The sequence below is a fragment of the Mycobacterium europaeum genome (assembly GCF_002102155.1).
GTDB lineage: Bacteria > Actinomycetota > Actinomycetes > Mycobacteriales > Mycobacteriaceae > Mycobacterium > Mycobacterium europaeum.
This window is the reverse complement of sequence record NZ_LQOU01000021.1, coordinates 98,484-114,190: the sequence shown is the minus strand read 5'-3', so window position 1 is coordinate 114,190 and position 15,707 is coordinate 98,484. Positions and strand designations below refer to the sequence as shown.

The following is a 15,707-nucleotide window of genomic DNA, read 5'->3' as shown; positions in this document are numbered from 1 at the left end:
CGGCGGGCTACCCGCCGCACTCCGTGATGCGACGCCGCAGGAACTCGCGTCCCGGCTCGGAACCGTTGGCGTCCAGCGCTTCTCGGTACCAGGTGACGGCGTCGGTCGGCCTACCGGCGCGCCGAAGCAGGTCGGCGCGTACCGTCGCGACCAGATTCGAGCGGCCCAACCGCGGGTCGTGCGCCACCTCGTCCAGGGCGGCGAGGCCGGCGTCGGGACCGTCGCGGAAACCGACCGCCAGGGCGCGGTTGGCGCGCACGACCGGCGAGTCGGTCAGCCGCAGCAGCCGGTCGTAGGCCGCACAGATGGTGACCCAGTCGGTCTCTTCCCAGGACGGCGCCGTCGCGTGCAACGCGGCGATCACCGCCTGCGGCAGGTAGGGGCCCGTCGAGCCCTCGGCCCGGCGGAGCCGATCCAGGCCGCGGGCGATGCGGCCGCGGTCCCACCGGCCGCGGTCCTGCTCCTCGAGCGGCACCAGCGCCCCGGCGTCGTCGACCCGGGTGGCCCGCCGCGAATCGTGCAGCAGCATCAGGGCGGCCAGCGCGTGGGCCTCGGGCGCCTGCGGCATCAGCGCGCACAGCTCACCGGCCAGCCGGATCCCTTCGTCGCACAGTTCGTCGCGGATCGCCGACGGGCCGGCGGTGGACCAATACCCCTCGGTGAATACCGAATAGACGCAGGCCAGCACGTGCGGGGTGCGTTCGGGCAGCAGCTCGGCGGGCGGCACCCGCAGCGGGATGTTGGCGTGCCGAACCTTGTTCTTGGCGCGCGTGATTCGCTGGCCGACCGCCGCGTCGGTCTGCAGCAGCGCGCGGGCGATCTCGGTGACGGTCAAGCCGGACACCAGCCGCAGGGTGAGCGCCAGTTGCGATTGACGGTCCAGGGCGGGATGCGCGCAGGTGAACATCATCCGCAGCTCGTCGTCGCGAACCGGAGACGGGTCGGTGTGGTCGGTGCGCGCCCGGATTTCGTCGATCACGGCCGCCATTTCCTTTCCGGGACGGACGGATTCGCGGCGCAGGCGATCGCGCGCGCGGTTGCGGGCGACGGTCACCAGCCAGCCGCCGGGATTGTCCGGGGCGCCGTCGCGGCTCCAGCTGCGCAGCGCCTCGGCGCAGGCCTCCTGGACGGCGTCCTCGGCGATGGTCAGGTCGCCGGACCACCGCGCGAGCGCGGCGACGGCGGGCCCCCACTCCCGCCGGAAGACGCCATCCAGGTCGGACATCGCGGGCGCTTTAGAGCCCCGAGACCCCGGCCAGCTGTCGCAGCTGCACGGTGGACGCGGGGATCATCGACGCCAGCTTGACGGCCTCGTCGCGGTCGGCGCCGGCAAGGAAGTAGATCCCGGTGGCGATCTCGGCGCCTTCCACGTACGGGCCGTCGGTGATCAGGACCTCGCCGTCGCGCACCCGCACCGTCGTGGCGGTGGAGCGGTCGTGCAACGCGGCCCCGCCGATGATGTGGTCGCCCGCAGCCGCGTGCAGATCGGCGTGACGCGCCGCCACGGCCTCCCATTCCGGGCTTCCGGGTGTGTGCGCCGATGCCGGGGGCTCGAGCAGCAGCGCCAGCCAGTCGTTGCCGGTGAGCTTGCGGGACGGTTCGATGGAGTGGACCACCGGCCAGATCTCGACGGCGCCGAACTGCGCGGCCGGGATGTCGCGAGCGAGCGCCAGCGCCTCGTCGAGGTTGTCGGCCTCCAGCACGTAGTAGCCGCCCGCCACCTCGGCGCCTTCGGCGAAGGGGCCGTCGGTGACCACCGGCGCGTCGGGCCCCCCGGTGATGCGCACCGCGGTTGCCGCCGGCCGCAGCGCGTCGCCGGTGCGGATGGCCGGGCCGGCCTTTGTGTGGAAGTTCTGGTATGCGGTCATCGCGGCCGCCCGCTCGTCGGGAGTCATATCGCGCTCGCCGTTCACCAACAGTGCCAGGTATTGCATGGTCGTCGTCACCTCCGGTTTTGAGCGAAGCCCTGCGCTCCACTCTCTACCTATGTGACGAACGGCGCATCGCCGATCCGACACAGCCCGCCTAGAAAACCTAGGCGGCCGCTCCCGGCTTGAGGTAGGTCACCAGGCTGACGTCGAGCATTTCTTCGGTGAAGTAGTGCTCGCAGCCGCGCAGGTACTTGATGTAGCGGTTGTAGACCTCTGCGGAGGTGACCTCGATGGCCTTGTCCTTATTGGCCTCCAGGTTGTCGCCCCAGATGCGCAGCGTCTTGATGTAGTGCGGACGAAGCGAAATCGGTTCGGGCACAATGAAACCGGCCTTCTCGCCGTGGTCGACCATCATCTGCGTCGACGGCAGGCGGCCGCCCGGGAAGATCTCGGTGACGATGAACTTGATGAACCGGGCCGTATCGAAGGTCAGCTTCTTGCCGCGGGCCGCCAGTTCGTAGGGGTGGTAGCTCACGCTGCTCTGGACGGTCATCCGGCCGTCGGCGGGCATGATGTCGTAGCACCGCTTGAAGAAGTCGTCGTAGTTCTCGTGCCCGAAGTGCTCGAAGGCCTCGATCGACACGATCCGGTCGACCGGTTCGCTGAAGTCCTCCCAGTTCTGCAGGCGCACCTCACGCGAACGGTCGCTGTCGATCGAGGCCAGCAGCTCCTCGCAGCGGGCGTGCTGGTTCTTGGACAGCGTCAGGCCGATCACGTTGACGTCGAACCGCTCGACGGCGCGCTTCATCGTGGTGCCCCAGCCGCAGCCGATGTCCAGCAGCGTCATGCCGGGCTTGAGGTCCAGCTTGTCCAGGTTCAGGTCGACCTTGGCGTATTGCGCCTCTTCCAGCGTCATGTCGTCACGCTCGAAGTAGGCGCAGCTGTAGGTCCGGGTCGGATCCTGGAACAGGGCGAAAAAGTCGTCGGAGACGTCGTAGTGCGCCTGAATGTCCTCGGGAGCCGTCCGCGTCTTCGTCGGGCTAGCCGGTTGATCAGCCATTTTCGTCTGGTTCTCCTGGATGAAGTTCACTGCGCAATCCAGCGGACTTACTTCGGGTGTGACGGGCAACGATACCCAACTCTACTTTTCCAGCGTGAATTGGTTGCAGTCGACATAGCCCATGCGGAACACCTTTGCGCAGCCGGTCAGGTACTTCATGTAGCGCTCGTAGACCGCTTCGGGCTGAATGGCGACGGCCTCGTCCCTGTGGGCCTTCAGCGCCTCGGACCACAAGTCCAGGGTCTTGGCGAAGTCCGACTGCAGGGACTGGATGCGGGTCACCCTGAACCCGACTTTCGTCGCGTGCTCCTCGACCGTCTCGATCATCGGCAGCCGGCCGCCCGGGAAGATGTCGGTGACGATGAACCTCATGAATTTCGCCATCTCCATCGTCAACGGGATGCCGCGCTCCATCACCTGCTTGACGTGCAGCCCGGTGATCGAGTGCAGCAGCATCACGCCGTCGTCGGGCAGGGCTTCGTAGGTGAACTTGAAGAAGTCGTCGTAGCGGTGAAAACCGAAGTGCTCCAACGCTTCGATGACGAGGATCCGGTCCACCGGTTCGTCGAACTCGGCCCAGTCGCGCAGCAGCACCCGCCGTGACCGCTCGCTGTCCATCGCGTCGAGCACCTGCTGGCAATAGGCGTGTTGATTCCTGGACAGAGTCAGGCCGACGACGTTGACGTCGTAGCGCTCGACGGCGCGCTTCAGCCCCGAACCCCAGCCGCAGCCGACGTCGAGCAGGGTCATCCCCGGCTGGAGCCCGAGCTTGTCCAGGGTCAGGTCGAGCTTGGCGAGCTGCGCTTCGTGCAAGGTCATGCCCTCGCGGGGGAAATACGCGCAGCTGTAGGTGCGGGTCGGATCCACAAAGAGCGCGAAGAATTCGTTCGAGAGGTCGTAGTGCGCCTGTACGTCGTCGAAATTGGACCGCGTACGAACAGCGTTGGCCGGGTTGTCAGACATATACCCTCCCCAGGACGTCCACCATATGGGTGCCCATCCGTGGGGGAGGCTACTCCCCTGGGATCGAAAACGGCGCATTTGCGCGCGAGTGGGAGTTTTTGCGGGTCGGCTTTTTCTCCATGCGCCGACCGCGACGCGAGGCGCCAGGTGTTATTTGGTCAGCGTGTACTGCGCCACGTTGGAGATGCCCTTGCGGAACAGGTCCGCGCAGCCGGTCAGATAGCGCGTGAAGCGGTCGTAGACCTCTTGGGACTGGATGGCGATGGCGCGTTCGCGATTGGCCTCCAGATTGGCCGCCCACATGTCGAGGGTCCGTGCGTAATGCGGCTGAAGATATTGGATCTGCTCGACCGAGAAACCGCTGGTTTGCGCGTTGTTGACGATATCGGGCTCACCGCACATCTGCCCGCCGGGAAAGATCTCCTTGCCGAGGAAGTGGAAGAAACGCAGATCTGACATCGTGATCTGGACGCCGCGCTGCTTCCACTCCGACTGCGGATACGTGAAGATGCTGTGCATCAGCATCCGGCTGTCGTCGGGGAGGGTCTTGTAGGCCCAGTCCCAGAACGCCGGCCAACGCTCCTTCTTGAAGGCGTCGAAGGCCTCGAAGCTCATGATTCGATCGACGTGCTCGTCGAACTCTTCCCAACCCTGCAGCCGGGCCTCTGCCCGCCGTGTTGTCGGGATCGCGGCCAGCCGGGCTTTGGTGCGCGCGTAGTGGTTGCGGCTGAGCGTGATGCCGATGACACTCACGTCGTATTTCTCCAGCGCCCGGACCACGGCCCCGCCCCAGCCGCACCCGACATCCAGCACCGTCATTCCCGGCTCGAGGTTCAGCTTGTCCAGCGCCAGATCGAGCTTGGCGATCTGGGCCTCTTCCAACGTCATCTCGTCGTTGTCGAAGTAGGCGCAGGTGTAAACCATGTTGGGGTCGAGGAATAGCGCGAAGAAGTCGTCTGAAATGTCGTAGGTCGCCTGCGACTCTTCGTAATACGGCTTCAACTTGGTCATTGGTACCCCACCTCCTTCGACAACCGTACAACCCCGCGAGATGAGCTGAGATCGCAGGGGAAGCGTTTCTTTCGAGTGTTTTTGCTCAGGTCGCTTGGGCGAAGTTGCTCGTCAGCACACCGATCACGTGGTCCCACAACTGCTGTGGCAGATCATGTCCCATCCCGTCGAATAACACCAATCGAGCGCCGTCGATGGCCCTGGCCACCGCGCGGCCGCCGAAGGGCCGCATCAGCTTGTCCGCCCGGCCGTGGATCACCACGGTGGGCGCGACCGTGCGGCGGTTGTACCGGCGCAGGCTCCCGCTGCCCAGCACCGCGCCGAAATGCCTCGCGACGCCTTGCGGGTAGTAGTTGCGGTCGTAGCCCTCGGCGGCCTCGGCCCGCGCCTGCTCTTCCGGCACCCGGTAGCGCGGGCTGCCGATGATGTTGCCGACGCGCACCGCGTTGTCGAGGATCACCTCGCGCGGCGAACCCGGCGGCGGGCCCTTCAGGAGCGCCAGCAACGCGCGCGGGGCCGGCGGCGGCAGAAAGGCCGAATTGTTGCTGGAGAAGATGACCGCGAGCGTCTTCGTCCGCTCGTGGAACCGTCCGGCGAAAATCTGGGCGATCATGCCGCCCATGGACGCGCCGACGATGTGCGCGTCTGCGATGCCGAGGTGATCGAGTACGGCCGCGGCGTCGTCGGCCATGTCCTCGAGCGTGTACGCCGCCCGGCTGGGCAGGCCCAGCCAGGAGCGCGCCAGCCGGGCCAGCAGCGGCTGCCCCGAGCTGCGGTGCCGGGTCTTGCTCGACAGGCCGACGTCGCGGTTGTCGTAGCGGATGACGCGCAGCCCGTGGCCGACCAACTGCTCGCAGAACGCCGTGCGCCACAGCAGCAACTGGGCGCCCAGCCCCATGATGAGCAGCACGGGTGGGTCGTCGATGTCGCCCATGTCCTCGTAGTACAGCTTGAGGTCGCCGGATATGGCGTTGCCGGTGCGGACCTGCATCAGACCTCGATGTCGGAGGAGTGCTCGCGGCTGACCTCGACCATGAAGTTGGCGAAGTAGCCGGTCAGTTGCGGGTCGGACATCATCTGCCACTTGGGGGCGAGCAGTTTCATGTACCGCTCGACGTAGAGGAACTGCTTGCCGATCAGCACCAGCTCGCGGGGCAGCTTGACGTCGTACGCGTCGGCCAGGGCCGACAGCTGCCGCCCGATGTCGGCATAGGACATGTCGCCGAGCGTCTGCATGGTCAGCGGGGTGGCGAAGCGCTCCAGGTCCTTGGCGGCCTGGGCCTCGGGCTTCATGGTGCCGACGGCGCCCATCAGCACCACGATCTTGCCCGCCGCGGCGTGGTCCTTCTTGACCAGCAGCGCGTACACCAGCTCGCGCAGCAGCCAGCGGGTACGCGGATCGATGCGGCCCATGATGCCGAAGTCGAAGAACACGATGCGGCCCTGATCGTCGACGTAGAGGTTGCCGGCGTGCAGGTCGCCGTGGAACAGCCCGTGCCGCAGCCCGCCCTCGAACAGGCTGAACAGCAGCGCCTTGACCAGCTCGGTGCCGTCGAACCCGGCCTTGCGGATGGCGGCGACGTCGTCGATGCGGATGCCGTGCACCCGCTCCATCGTCAGCACCCGGTCGCTGGTGAAGTCCCAGAACACCTGCGGCACCCGGATGTTGCGGCCCAGCGGGGAGGCGTGCAGGTGCGACACCCACGCCTCCATCGACTGCGCCTCGAGCCGGAAGTTCAGCTCCTCGGCCAGGTTGTCGGAGAAGTCGGCGACCACGTCTTGCGCCGAGAGCCGGCGGCCCAGCTTGGCCAGTTCGACGGCCTGGGCGAAGCGCTTGAGGATCTGCAGGTCGGCGGCGACCCGGCGGCGGATGCCCGGGCGCTGAATCTTGACGACCACCTCTTCGCCGGTGTGCAGCGTCGCGTAGTGCACCTGGGCGATGGACGCCGACGCGAACGGCTCCTCTTCCCACTTGGCGAACAGCTCGGCGGGGTCGCCGCCGAGCTCCTCGACGAACAGCTTGTGCACCTCGTCGGTGTCCGCGGGCGGAACCCGGTCGAGCAGGCCGCGGAACTCGCGGGACAGGGATTCGCCGAACGCCCCGGGGCTCGAGGCGATGATCTGGCCGAATTTCACGTACGTCGGACCGAGGTCGGCGAAGGTCTGCGGGAGCTGCTTGATCACCTTCTGCTGCAACGGGCCCCTGCCCGGCAGCTTGGTGACGACGCGGGCGGCGGTGCGGGTGACCTGCCAACCGGTGACGACCACCCGGGCCGCTTCGACCGGCAGCGGCACCCGGTCCAGCCTGGCCACCTCTCGATGCTTGGTGGAACTCATCCCAGCAGTCTGCCAAATCGGCGCAGTCAGGCCCAATTCTCTAGCCGGGCCGCTCCCCGCCGTTCCAGGGCTGCACCCAGCCCTGGATCGCCCAGCCCTCGAGGGCCGCGATCAGCTCGTACATGGTGGCGCCGTCGATGGTTTCGCGGATGATGTCGGCGTGCCCGGCGTGCCGGGCCAACTCGTTGATCACGTGCAGGATCACCCAGCGCACCGACCAGGCCTCCTGATCCTTGGGAAACCAGGGGATGTCCTGTGGCACCGGCACCGCGGCGTCGAGGTCCGCGGTCTCGACCAGCCGCAGCGACGTCGCGTTCTGTTCCCCGAACGCCCGCAGCAGCCCGTCCAGCGTCTCGTCGGGCCGCATCACGTGCTGGTCGGCGAACTCCCTGGTGATCTGCTCGAACGGGCGGGGGTCCTTCGGCGGGGCGCCCGGCGCGGCGGCGACCCGCGCCATCCAGCTGCGCTGCATCCCGGTGGCGTGCTTGATGAGCCCGCCGATCGACAGCGCACTGACCGAAGGGCTGGACCGGGCCTGCTCGTCGGTGAGGCCGTGGCTGACGGCGAAGTAGGCGCTCTGATGAAACCGCAGGAATTCGCGCAGGGCACTGCGTTCGTCGGCCACGGGCCGGGCGAGAGCGGGCATTCTCGGATATTAGGTCCCCCGGGTCGTAAGGTGCGGGGATGCAGCTGGTTTCGGCGGACTCGACTCAGCTTTTCGTCGGGCCGCCGGACGCGCCTTCGCAGGTCGTCCGCGTCGTGATCTCCGGAGCGGCCGGGCCGACGCCGGTCCGCGTCGAAGGGGACGGCTTGCGCGGGGAGGGGGTCGCCGCGGTCGGCGACGAGGTCGTCGAGGTTCCCGTCCGGGTGGACCGCCCGGTCGTCGGGCAGCGGCGCGCGGCGCGGGTGCTGGCCGCCGGCGCCGCCGAGCCGTTCGAGTTCGTCGTGGCCGAGCCCGGCTGGACCATGTTCATGGTCAGCCACTTCCACTACGACCCGGTCTGGTGGAACACCCAGGGCGCCTACACCAGCGAGTGGACCGAGGACCCGCCGGGGCGCGCCCGCCAGGCCAACGGCTTCGAGCTGGTGCACGCCCACCTGGAGATGGCCCGCCGCGAGCCCGAGTACAAGTTCGTGCTGGCCGAGGTCGACTACCTCAAGCCCTACTGGGACACCCGCCCCGAGGACCGCGCCGACCTGCGCCGGTTCATCGCGCAGGGCCGCGTCGAGGTGATGGGCGGCACGTACAACGAACCCAACACCAACCTCACCAGCCCGGAAACAACGATCCGGAACCTGGTGCACGGCATGGGCTTTCAGCGTGAAGTCCTGGGCGCCGACCCGGCCACCGCCTGGCAGCTGGACGTCTTCGGCCACGACCCGCAGTTCCCCGGGCTGGCCGCGGACGCCGGGCTGACCTCGAGCTCGTGGGCCCGCGGCCCGCACCACCAGTGGGGCCCGGCGCTGGGCGACGGGGACGTCGAGCGGATGCAATTCAGCAGCGAGTTCGAGTGGATCGCGCCGTCGGGCCGCGGCCTGCTCACCCACTACATGCCCGCGCACTACTCGGCGGGCTGGTGGATGGACTCGTCGACCTCGCTGGCCGAGGCCGAGGACGCCACGCTGGCGCTCTTCGATCAGCTCAAGAAGGTCGCGCTGACGCGCAACGTGCTGCTGCCCGTCGGCACCGACTACACGCCGCCGAACAAGTGGGTCACCGCCATCCACCGCGACTGGGCCGCGCGCTACACCTGGCCGCGCTTCGTGTGTGCGCTGCCGCGGGAGTTCTTCGCGGCCGTGCGCGCCGAACTGGCCGGGCACGGCCGCGCGCCGTCGCCGCAGACCCGCGACATGAACCCGATCTACACGGGCAAGGACGTGTCGTACATCGACACCAAACAGGCCAACCGGGCCGCGGAGAACGCGGTGCTTCAGGCCGAGCGGTTCGCCGTGTTCGCCGGGTTGCTGGCCGGCGCCGAGTACCCGCAGGCGGCGCTGGCCAAGGCGTGGGTGCAGCTGGCGTACGGGGCGCACCACGACGGGATCACCGGCTCCGAATCCGACCAGGTCTACCTCGACCTGCTGACCGGCTGGCGCGACGCGTGGGAGCTGGGTCGCGCGACCCGCGACGCCTCGCTGACGCTGCTGTCCGACGCGGTCGGCGGCGACGTCGTGGTGTGGAACCCGCTGGCCCAGCGGCGCACCGACATCGTCACCGCGCGGCTCGACCCGCCGCCGGCCGCGGGCGTCAGGGTGCTGGACGCGGACGGTGCCGAGGTGCCCGCGCACGTCGAGCACGGCGGCCGGTCGGTCACCTGGCTGGCGCGCGACGTGCCGTCGATGGGTTGGCGGGCCTACCGGCTGGTCCCCGCCGCCGAATCGGCCGGCTGGGAACCGCTGCCCGGTTCGGCGATCGCCAACGAGCACTACCGCGTCACCGTCGACCCGGCGCGTGGCGGGGGAGTCGTGTCCCTGCTGCGGGACGGCCGCGAGCTGATCGCCCCCGGCCGGGTGGGCAACGAGCTAGCGGTCTACGAGGAATACGCGGCGCACCCGACGCAGTCCGAGGGCCCGTGGCACCTGCTGCCCAAGGGGCCGGTGGTGTGCTCGTCGGACTTCCCGGCCCGGGCGCGCGCCTACCACGGCCCGCTCGGGCAGCGGATCGTCGTCAGCGGGCGGGTCGGCGCGCTGCTGCGCTACACCCAAACCCTGACCCTGTGGCGCGGGGTGCCGAGGGTGGACTGCCGCACCACGATCGACGAATTCACCGGGGCGGACCGCCTGGTGCGGCTGCGGTGGCCGTGCCCGGTGCCGGGCGCGATGCCGGTCAGCGAGGTGGGTGACGCCGTCGTCGGCCGGGGCTTCGCGCTGCTGCACCCGCCCGGTGGGGCGCCCGAGTCGGTGGACACCGCGCAGCACCCCTGGACGCTGGACAACCCGGCCTACGGCTGGTTCGGCCTGTCGTCGGCCGCCCGGGTGCGGGTGGGCCCGCCGCACAGCCAAGCCGTGCGGGCGATCTCGGTGGCCGAGGTGGTGGCGCCGGACGAGGCGGTGTCGGCGCCGCTGGCCCGAGGCCTGATGGTCGCGCTGGTCCGCGCCGGGGTGACGGCCACCTGCAGCGGGGCGGACAAGCCGCGCTACGGCCACCTCGAGGTCGATTCCAACCTGCCCGACGCGCGCATCGCGCTGGGCGGGCCGGGCCGCAACGCCTTCACCCGGGACGTGCTGGCGCACGCCGATCCGGTGTATGCCGAGGAGCTGGACCGCCAGTTGGCGGCGACGGGCCAGGCCCGGGTCTGGGTGCCGGCCGCCACGCCGCTGGCCGCGGTGTGGGTGCCCGGTGCGGACCTGCGCGCGGTACGGGCTTTGCCGGTGCTGCTGATCGCCGGCCGCGACGACGAAAGCCTGGCCGCCGCGATCGCGTCGGTGGCCGAGGATCTGGGCGACGCCGAGGTGATCGTGACCCAGCGGCCGCCGGCGGGCGGCGACGACTACCAGGACCGCACCGTCGCGTTGCTCAACCGGGGGGTGCCCAGCTTCGCCGTCGACACCGAGGGCACCCTGCACACCGCGCTGCTGCGGTCCTGTACCGGTTGGCCGTCGGGTGTCTGGATCGACGAACCGCGCCGCACCGCACCGGACGGCTCGAATTTCCAGCTCCAGCACTGGACCCACGCCTTCGACTACGCGCTGGTCGCGGATGCGGGGGACTGGCGGCGCGCCGACATCTGCGCCCGCAGCGCGCAGTTCTCCCACCCGCTGCGCGCGTGTGTCTCCGGGCGGGCGGCCGGCACGCTGCCCCCGTCGGGGTCGCTGTTGCGCGTCGAGCCCGCCGACCGGGTGCAGCTGGCCGCCCTCAAGGCGGCCGGCAACCCGCTGACGGCCGGCAGCGCCCGGCCGGTCGACCCGCGCGAGGTGGCGCTGCGCCTGGTGGAGACGACGGGGGCGGGGGCCGGCGTGGTGATCGGCTCGGACGTCGCCCGGGTCGGCGGCTTCCGTGACGCCGACCTCCTCGAGGCGCCACGGGACGGCCACCGCCCGCTCGACCTGCACGGCTACCAGGTGGCCACGGTGCTGGCGCGGCTCGAGGCGCCCGGCGCGGCGACGGTGTCCGGCGCGGCGGCCCCGCACGCCGAAGCCGCCCAGCCGCTCTACGCGCGCTACTGGCTGCACAACCGCGGGCCCGCGCCGCTCGGCGGGCTGCCGGCCATCGCCCATCTGCACCCCGCGCACGCGAGCGCCGAACCGGGCGGCGAGGTGACCGTGCGGCTCACCGCGGCCAGCGACTGCAGCGATGCCACCCTGACCGCAACGGTCACCCTGCTCTGCCCCGAGGGCTGGTCGGCCAAGCCCGACGAGCTGCCCGTCACCCTGCGCGGCGGTGATTACCGCGAGGCCGACGTGGCGGTGGCGGTGCCCGCCGCCGCCGGCCCCGGCCGGTACCCGGTCCGCGCTCAGCTTCGCCTCGCCGGGGACGGGATCCCGGCGGCGTGGCGCCAGGTCGTCGAGGACGTGTGCGTCATCGAGGTCGGCTCGCCCGCCGGCCCGGAGCTGCTCTCTTTGCTCGAAGGCCCGGCCGACGTCGAGGTGAGCGCCGGCGACACGGCGGCGCTGACCGTCCGGGTCGGCAGCCACGCCGGGGCGGACCTGGCGCTGGAGGCGCACCTGATCAGCCCGTGGGGTACGTGGGAATGGCTGGGTCCCGCAGCGGTGGGCGCGGTGCTGCCGGCCGGGGGCGCCGCGGACCTCGGCTTCGACGTGCGCCCGCTGGCCTGGCTGGAACCCGGCCAGTGGTGGGCCCTGATCCGGGTCGGCTGCGCCGGCCGGCTGCTGTACACCCCGGCCGTGCGGGTGACCGTGACATGAGCGTGGTCGCGACGGTTGCCGGGGTTCCGGTCGGTGTCGACGAGGTCGACGCGGCCGAGGCGCGGCTGCGCGGCGGACCCGGCGCGGCCGCGTTGCCGGCCGGCGGCACCGGGGAGGGCCGCCAGCTGCGGCGCTGGCTGACCCAGCTGATCGTCACCGAGCGGGTGGTCGCGGCCGAGGCCGACGCGCGTGGCCTGACGGGGCGGGGCGCGCCGGGCGAGGCAGAGCTGCTGCCCGACGTTACGGCCCGGCTGGAGCTCGGCAGCGTGGCCGCGGCGGTGCTGGCCGACCCGCGCGCGCGGGCGCTGTTCGCCGACGTCACCGCCGCGGTGAGGGTCACCGACGAGGAGGTGGCCGCCTACCACGCCCGCAACCCGCTCCGATTCGCCGCGCGGCGCCGCGACCGGCACGGCTGGCACGCCCCGGCGCCGGCGGGGCCGCCGCTGGAGGACGTGCGGTGCGCGATCGCGGGCCATCTGCGGGGCGCCGCGCGCCGACGCGCCTTCCGGGTGTGGCTGGACGCGCGGCGCGCCGAGTTGGTGCGCCTCGCCCCGGGCTACGAGCATCCCGGCGACCCCCGCCAACCCGACAACGTCCACCGGCACTGATCGCGATGCTCACCCTCTGCCTGGACATCGGCGGCACCAAGATCGCCGCCGGCCTCGCCGACCCCGACGGCGTGCTGGTGCACACCGTCATCCGGCCCACGCCGAGCGGCGCCGCGGCCGAGCAGGTCTGGGGCGCGGTCGACGCGACGATCGCCGACGCGCTGCACGCGGCCGACGGCGCGGTCACCGCGGTCGGCATCGGCTCGGCCGGGCCCATCGACCTGCGCGAGGGAACCGCCAGCCCCATCAACATCAAAGGCTGGCGGGGCTTCCCGCTGCGCGACCGGGTGGCGGCCGCGGTTCCCGGCGTGCCCGTTCGGCTCGGCGGCGACGGCCTGTGCATGGCACTGGGGGAGCACTGGCGCGGCGCGGGCCGCGGCGCGGACTTCCTGCTCGGCATGGTGGTGTCCACCGGCGTGGGCGGCGGGCTGGTGCTCGGCGGTGTCCCCTACACCGGCCGCACCGGCAACGCGGGTCACGTCGGGCACGTGGTGGTGGAGGACGGCGGCCCGCCCTGCACCTGCGGCGGCCGCGGCTGCGTCGAGGCCATCGCGTCCGGGCCGTCGATGGTGCGCTGGGCGCGGGCCAACGGTTGGTCCGCGCCGCCCGGCGCCGGAGCCCGGGACCTGGCTGCCGCCGCGGCGGGCGGGGATCCGCTGGCGGAGCGGGCATTCCGCCGGGGGACCACCGCGCTCGCGGCCATGATCGCCTCGGTCGGCGCGGTCTGCGACCTCGATCTCGTCGTCATCGGGGGCGGCGTGGCTAACTCCGGTCGCCTGCTCTTCGAACCGCTGCGGGAGAAGCTGGCCGAATACGCCAGGCTGGACTTTCTGGCCGGCCTGCGGGTGGTGCCCGCCGAACTCGGCGACTCCGCCGGGCTGGTCGGCGCCGCCCGGCTCGCCACCCTGTAACTGACCGCGTTTTGGTCGACAGGGCCGGGCCGGGCTATCCTGGTGGCCGATCCACCGAAGACCGTCGGTCACCGAGAAATCGGTCGAAGGTCCGGGAGCATCCCGGCGGCCCACGCAGGAGGACGAGGCAGCAGCGCCGGCATGTGCCGGCGTCTTTTCACGCCCCGGCCGCATCCTGCGCCGGGGCGTACTTCGTTTTCAGGCGTGCCTTTGGTGATCGCAGACGACACGTCGCATGGCTTTCACTTCAGGAGGTACGCATGGCCAGGGCTGACAAAGCCACCGCCGTTGCAGACATCGCCGAGCAGTTCAGGGAGGCGACCGCGACCCTGATCACCGAGTACCGCGGTCTGACCGTGGCCAACCTGGCCGAGCTGCGCCGGTCGCTCAGCGGATCGGCCACCTACTCGGTGGCCAAGAACACGCTGATCAAGCGGGCGGCGTCCGAGGCGGGCGTGGAAGGTCTCGACGAGCTGTTCGCCGGGCCCACCGCGATCGCGTTCGTCACCGGGGAACCGGTGGACGCCGCCAAGGCCATCAAGACCTTCGCCAAGGACAACAAGGCGCTGGTCATCAAGGGCGGCTACATGGACGGCCGCGCGCTGACGGTCGCCGAGGTGGAGCGCATCGCCGACCTGGAGTCGCGCGAGGTGCTGCTGGCCAAGCTGGCCGGCGCGATGAAGGGCAACCTCGCCAAGGCGGCCGGCCTGTTCAACGCCCCCGCCTCGCAGGTCGCCCGCCTCGCGGCCGCGCTGCAGGAGAAGAAGGCCGCCGAAGCGCCTGCGGCACCCGCCGCGGAGGCGGCGCCCGCCGCCGAGCCGGCCCCAGAACCAGCTTCGGAGACACCCACCGAGGCCCCGGAAACCCCGGCCGAAGCCGAATAACCCCCAACCGCCGAAATTAGGAAGGACCCACACACCATGGCGAAAATGTCCACCGACGACCTGCTCGACGCCTTCAAGGAAATGACCCTCTTGGAGCTCTCCGACTTCGTCAAGAAGTTCGAGGAGACCTTCGAGGTCACCGCGGCCGCTCCGGTCGCCGTCGCCGCGGCCGGCCCGGCCGCCGGTGGCGCGCCCGCCGAGGCCGCCGAGGAGCAGTCCGAGTTCGACGTCATCCTCGAGGCCGCCGGCGACAAGAAGATCGGCGTGATCAAGGTCGTCCGCGAGATCGTCTCCGGCCTGGGCCTCAAGGAGGCCAAGGACCTGGTCGACGGCGCGCCCAAGCCGCTGCTGGAGAAGGTCGCCAAGGAGGCCGCCGAGGAGGCCAAGGCCAAGCTGGAGGCCGCCGGCGCCACCGTCACCGTCAAGTAGCACCACACGCAAACCCCCGGGACCGCGCCGCGGCCCCGGGGGTTTGCGCGTGTTCAGCCCGCCAGCATCGCCGACCGCACGGATTGCGCCACCCGCTCGGGCGAATCGCCAAGCGCCACCAGCAGATTCGAATTCATCGAGGCGAGTAGCGGCAGCACCGCGGCCCCGTCGTGGCCGTAGTAGCCGGCCAGCTCCAGCATCACGAACCCGTGGGTCAACGCCCAGAACTGCGCGGCGGTGGCCACCACGGCCGCGTCGTCGTCCGCCGAGCCGGCGCTGATCCGGCCCGCCAGCATGCACCGATGCACACCGCGCACCACGTGCGCGAAGCTGGGAATGTGCTGGTCGATCTCGGCGACCGTCAGGGTCAGCACGTTGCCGGTCGGCGCGTTGATGCCGTGCGCGCTGGTGCTGCCGAACATCAGCCGGTACATGTGCGGGTGCTTGATGGCGTAGCGGCGGTAGGCCGCGCCGGTAGCGAACAGGTCGGCGACGGGGTCGGCGGTCTGCGGCACGGTCAGCGCGGCGTCGAACTGCCGCAACCCTTCCGCGGCCACCTCGGCGATCAGGCCCCGCATCCCGCCGAAATGGGTGTACACCGCCATCGTCGAGGTTCCGGCGGCGCCGGCCACCTTGCGGGTCTGCAGCGCATCGGGGCCGTGCTCGTGCAGCAGGCCGACCGCGGCGGACAGCATCTCTTCGCGGACACTGCGCTGTTCGGCCGGCGTCGTGCGCGGCGTCGTTTCCGAAGTCATCGTTGCCATCTT

14 protein-coding genes are annotated in these 15,707 nt (G+C 70.7%); 5 read left to right on the top strand and 9 right to left on the bottom strand.

The genetic code is table 11. The annotated features are described in order from the left end of the window. Positions 1-7: 7 nt before the first annotated feature. The 8 genes from AWC03_RS11285 to AWC03_RS11250 all read right to left on the bottom strand — a co-directional run bounded on the left by AWC03_RS11285 (position 8) and on the right by AWC03_RS11250 (position 7,867). Complete coding sequence (locus AWC03_RS11285; RefSeq protein ID WP_085240556.1) at positions 8-1,225, bottom strand: RNA polymerase sigma factor; 1,218 nt, start codon at positions 1,223-1,225, stop codon at positions 8-10. Positions 1,226-1,235: 10 nt separating this feature from the next. Next, positions 1,236-1,934 carry a YciI family protein gene (locus AWC03_RS11280; protein ID WP_085240622.1) on the bottom strand — a complete coding sequence of 233 codons (699 nt, stop codon included), beginning with the start codon at positions 1,932-1,934 and terminating at the stop codon, positions 1,236-1,238. Between the two features lie 100 nt (positions 1,935-2,034). Continuing rightward, positions 2,035-2,931: a hydroxymycolate synthase MmaA4 gene (gene mmaA4 / locus AWC03_RS11275; protein ID WP_085240621.1), complete on the bottom strand. Its 897-nt coding sequence runs from the start codon at positions 2,929-2,931 to the stop codon at positions 2,035-2,037. Positions 2,932-3,012: 81 nt separating this feature from the next. Further along, a complete protein-coding gene (locus AWC03_RS11270; RefSeq protein ID WP_085240555.1) occupies positions 3,013-3,894 on the bottom strand; it encodes a cyclopropane mycolic acid synthase family methyltransferase in 882 nt (293 codons plus the stop codon). A gap of 150 nt (positions 3,895-4,044) precedes the next feature. Continuing rightward, the gene (locus AWC03_RS11265; protein WP_085240554.1) at positions 4,045-4,905 is read right to left on the bottom strand and encodes a cyclopropane mycolic acid synthase family methyltransferase; all 861 of its coding nucleotides are present in this window, start codon (positions 4,903-4,905) and stop codon (positions 4,045-4,047) included. Positions 4,906-4,990: 85 nt separating this feature from the next. Further along, a complete protein-coding gene (locus AWC03_RS11260; protein WP_085240553.1) occupies positions 4,991-5,896 on the bottom strand; it encodes an alpha/beta fold hydrolase in 906 nt (301 codons plus the stop codon). Beyond that, complete coding sequence (locus tag AWC03_RS11255; RefSeq protein WP_211279224.1) at positions 5,896-7,242, bottom strand: ABC1 kinase family protein; 1,347 nt, start codon at positions 7,240-7,242, stop codon at positions 5,896-5,898. The genes AWC03_RS11260 and AWC03_RS11255 overlap by 1 nt, the downstream gene beginning before the upstream one ends. Before the next feature lie 40 nt (positions 7,243-7,282). After that, positions 7,283-7,867 carry a DinB family protein gene (locus AWC03_RS11250; protein WP_085240619.1) on the bottom strand — a complete coding sequence of 195 codons (585 nt, stop codon included), beginning with the start codon at positions 7,865-7,867 and terminating at the stop codon, positions 7,283-7,285. 59 nt (positions 7,868-7,926) lie between these two features. Here AWC03_RS11250 and AWC03_RS11245 point away from each other — a divergent pair, with 59 nt between their 5' ends. The 5 genes from AWC03_RS11245 to rplL all read left to right on the top strand — a co-directional run bounded on the left by AWC03_RS11245 (position 7,927) and on the right by rplL (position 14,940). After that, a complete protein-coding gene (locus AWC03_RS11245; RefSeq protein ID WP_085240552.1) occupies positions 7,927-12,108 on the top strand; it encodes a glycoside hydrolase family 38 N-terminal domain-containing protein in 4,182 nt (1,393 codons plus the stop codon). After that, positions 12,105-12,716 carry a DUF7158 domain-containing protein gene (locus AWC03_RS11240; RefSeq protein WP_085240551.1) on the top strand — a complete coding sequence of 204 codons (612 nt, stop codon included), beginning with the start codon at positions 12,105-12,107 and terminating at the stop codon, positions 12,714-12,716. Before AWC03_RS11245 ends, AWC03_RS11240 begins: the two co-directional genes overlap by 4 nt. A gap of 5 nt (positions 12,717-12,721) precedes the next feature. Next, positions 12,722-13,627: an ROK family protein gene (locus AWC03_RS11235; protein ID WP_085240550.1), complete on the top strand. Its 906-nt coding sequence runs from the start codon at positions 12,722-12,724 to the stop codon at positions 13,625-13,627. A 260-nt stretch (positions 13,628-13,887) separates the two neighbouring features. Next, positions 13,888-14,511, top strand: coding sequence for a 50S ribosomal protein L10 (gene rplJ, locus AWC03_RS11225; protein ID WP_085240548.1), 624 nt, complete (start codon positions 13,888-13,890; stop codon positions 14,509-14,511). Between the two features lie 36 nt (positions 14,512-14,547). Then, positions 14,548-14,940 carry a 50S ribosomal protein L7/L12 gene (gene rplL, locus AWC03_RS11220; RefSeq protein ID WP_083073979.1) on the top strand — a complete coding sequence of 131 codons (393 nt, stop codon included), beginning with the start codon at positions 14,548-14,550 and terminating at the stop codon, positions 14,938-14,940. 53 nt (positions 14,941-14,993) lie between these two features. On the opposite strand, the gene AWC03_RS11215 is transcribed toward rplL, so the two are convergent. Then, the gene (locus AWC03_RS11215) at positions 14,994-15,704 is read right to left on the bottom strand and encodes a TetR/AcrR family transcriptional regulator (protein WP_420845664.1); all 711 of its coding nucleotides are present in this window, start codon (positions 15,702-15,704) and stop codon (positions 14,994-14,996) included. Between the last annotated feature and the right edge of the window lie 3 nt (positions 15,705-15,707).

Coding starts and splice junctions, on each gene's coding strand:
- AWC03_RS11245 (WP_085240552.1), top strand. CDS start 7,927: ATGCAGCTGGTTTCGGCGGACTCGACTCAGCTTTTCGTCGGGCCGCCG.
- AWC03_RS11215 (WP_420845664.1), bottom strand. CDS start 15,704: ATGGCAACGATGACTTCGGAAACGACGCCGCGCACGACGCCGGCCGAA.
- AWC03_RS11240 (WP_085240551.1), top strand. CDS start 12,105: ATGAGCGTGGTCGCGACGGTTGCCGGGGTTCCGGTCGGTGTCGACGAG.
- AWC03_RS11270 (WP_085240555.1), bottom strand. CDS start 3,894: ATGTCTGACAACCCGGCCAACGCTGTTCGTACGCGGTCCAATTTCGAC.
- rplJ (WP_085240548.1), top strand. CDS start 13,888: ATGGCCAGGGCTGACAAAGCCACCGCCGTTGCAGACATCGCCGAGCAG.
- AWC03_RS11280 (WP_085240622.1), bottom strand. CDS start 1,934: ATGCAATACCTGGCACTGTTGGTGAACGGCGAGCGCGATATGACTCCC.
- rplL (WP_083073979.1), top strand. CDS start 14,548: ATGGCGAAAATGTCCACCGACGACCTGCTCGACGCCTTCAAGGAAATG.
- AWC03_RS11265 (WP_085240554.1), bottom strand. CDS start 4,905: ATGACCAAGTTGAAGCCGTATTACGAAGAGTCGCAGGCGACCTACGAC.
- AWC03_RS11285 (WP_085240556.1), bottom strand. CDS start 1,225: ATGTCCGACCTGGATGGCGTCTTCCGGCGGGAGTGGGGGCCCGCCGTC.
- AWC03_RS11235 (WP_085240550.1), top strand. CDS start 12,722: ATGCTCACCCTCTGCCTGGACATCGGCGGCACCAAGATCGCCGCCGGC.
- AWC03_RS11255 (WP_211279224.1), bottom strand. CDS start 7,242: ATGAGTTCCACCAAGCATCGAGAGGTGGCCAGGCTGGACCGGGTGCCG.
- AWC03_RS11260 (WP_085240553.1), bottom strand. CDS start 5,896: ATGCAGGTCCGCACCGGCAACGCCATATCCGGCGACCTCAAGCTGTAC.
- mmaA4 (WP_085240621.1), bottom strand. CDS start 2,931: ATGGCTGATCAACCGGCTAGCCCGACGAAGACGCGGACGGCTCCCGAG.